General features: G+C 75.8%; 2 protein-coding genes. One reads left to right on the top strand and one right to left on the bottom strand.

All coding sequences use genetic code 11. From position 1 onward, the window contains the following. Window positions 1-56 precede the first annotated feature (56 nt). On the bottom strand, window positions 57-677 hold the full coding sequence (locus ACFU7Z_RS39005; RefSeq protein WP_380782900.1) for a TetR/AcrR family transcriptional regulator: 621 nt from the start codon (window positions 675-677) through the stop codon (window positions 57-59). 72 nt (window positions 678-749) lie between these two features. Between ACFU7Z_RS39005 and ACFU7Z_RS39000 the strand changes: the two genes are divergently transcribed. Further along, window positions 750-1,970, top strand: a complete 1,221-nt coding sequence (locus ACFU7Z_RS39000) for an amidohydrolase family protein (protein WP_049657372.1) — start codon at window positions 750-752, stop codon at window positions 1,968-1,970. Window positions 1,971-2,062 lie beyond the last annotated feature (92 nt).

The following is a 2,062-nucleotide window of genomic DNA, read 5'->3' as shown; positions in this document are numbered from 1 at the left end:
CCGTACGGGTGCCGCCCCTCGGCGTTTCCGGCCTCCCGGCCGTGCCAGGAGTCGGGTCAGCGCCCCGGCAGCCCCGACAGCACCGCCGCCGTCGCCGTCAGCAGTTCCTCCGCGGCCGCGCCGCCCGCCGCCGTCCGGGCCAGCACCCCCTCGCGCGCCGCCAGGACCACCGCCGCGGCCTGCCCGGCGCTCGCGCCCGGGGGCACCAGCTCCGGCAGGTTCCGCTCCAGGACCCCGGCCAGCGCGGCCGCGACCGCCCGGTCGTGCGCGGCGACCTGCTCGGCCAGCGCCGGGCTCCGGGCCGCGACCAGCCGGAACTCCAGGAACAGCAGGATCCACCCGGTCTCCGCCGGCTCGACCCGCAGCAGCGCCTCGACCAGCCGCCGGGCCCGCTCCCGCGGCGCCAGCGACTCGCAGGCGGCGGCCAGCTCCGCGAGCTCGGCCAGTCGCTGCCCCGCCTGGTCGTCGAAGAGGGCCAGCAGCAGGTCCTCCTTGCTGCCGAAGTTCGAGTAGAAGGCGCCGCGGGTGTAGCCGGCGGCGGCGCAGACGTCCTCGATGCTCGTCCGGGCGAAGCCGACGGAGAGGAACAGCTCGCTCGCCGCGGCCAGCAGCCGGGCCCGGGTGTGGACGCGGCGTCTGGGTGGTCGGGGGGCGCTGTCGGCGGGGGGCGGGTTCACGGGAGAACGATACATGGTGTATTCAGTACGAGTCGTATTCAATACGAGCCGTACTGAACGAGGAGCCGCTCCGTGAGTCGACTGCTGATCACCAACGCCCACCTGCTCCACCCTGAGGACGGCACCCGCACCGACCTCGGCTGGCTGGAGGCCGCCGACGGCCGGATCGCCGCCACCGGCACCGGCCGCCCGCCCGCCGCCGGCGAGGACGTCCGGGTCCTCGACGCGGCCGGCGGCACCGTGCTGCCCGGCCTGATCGACGCCCACGTCCACCTGCTGATCACCTCGCTCGACCTGCCCGACTTCGCGAACTGGACTGCCGGCTACGCCACCGTGCGCGCCCTCGCCGAGGCCGAGCGGATGCTGCGCCGCGGCTTCACCACCGTCCGCGACGTCGGGGGCGCCGACCACGGGATGGCCCGGGCCCTGGACGAGGGCCTGGTACCCGGCCCGCGGCTGCTGCACGGCGGCAAGGCGCTGTCCCAGACCGGCGGCCACGGCGACCTGCGCCCGCTCGGCGAGGACGTGCTGCCCTGCTGCGAGTCCCGCCCGAACTTCGCCCGGATCGCCGACGGCGTGGACGCGGTGCGCACCGCCGCCCGGGACGAGTTCCGCAAGGGCGCCCACCACCTCAAGGTGCTGCTCTCCGGCGGCGTCGCCTCCCCGCACGACGAGATCGGCGCCGTCCAGTACAGCGAGGAGGAGATCCGCGCGGTCGTCGAGGAGGCCGAGAACCACAACCGCTACGTCACCGTGCACGCCTACCACCCGCGCGCGATCGACCGTGCCCTGCGGGCCGGTGTGCGCTGCGTCGAGCACGGCAACCTGCTGGACGACGGCACGATCGCCCTGCTGCTGGAGAAGGACGCCTTCCTGGTGCCCACCCTGGTCGCCTACGAGGAGACCGCCAGGCTCGGTGCCGCCTCCGGCCTGCCGGCCGCCTCGCTGGGCAAGCTCGCCGAGGTCCGCGACCGGGGCCTGGAGGCCTTGGAACGCGCCCACCGCGCGGGCGTCGACCTCGTCTACGGCAGCGACCTGCTCGGCCCGCTGCACCCGGCCCAGCTGGAGGAGTTCACCCTGCGCGCCCGGGTCCAGCCGGTCGCGGACGTGCTGCGCTCGGCGACCACCACGGCGGCCCGGCTGCTCGGCATGGCGGGGGAGATCGGCACCCTCGCCCCGGGCGCCCACGCGGACCTGCTGGTGCTCGACGGCGACCCGCTCGCCGACCTCACCGTCCTCACCCGGTCCGACCTCCACCCGAAGCGGGTGGTCAAGGCCGGCGTCCCGGTCTGACGGCCCGGCCGCACAGCCAAACGGCCGTACGGCGAAACGGCCGCACAGCCGAACGGCCGTACGGCGAAACGGCGGGCGGGCGCCCGGGGAAC

The sequence above is a fragment of the Kitasatospora sp. NPDC057518 genome, assembly GCF_042802075.1.
Taxonomy (GTDB): domain Bacteria; phylum Actinomycetota; class Actinomycetes; order Streptomycetales; family Streptomycetaceae; genus Kitasatospora.
The sequence above is the reverse complement of the archived record's forward strand: the minus strand, read 5'-3'. Positions and strand labels throughout refer to the sequence as shown.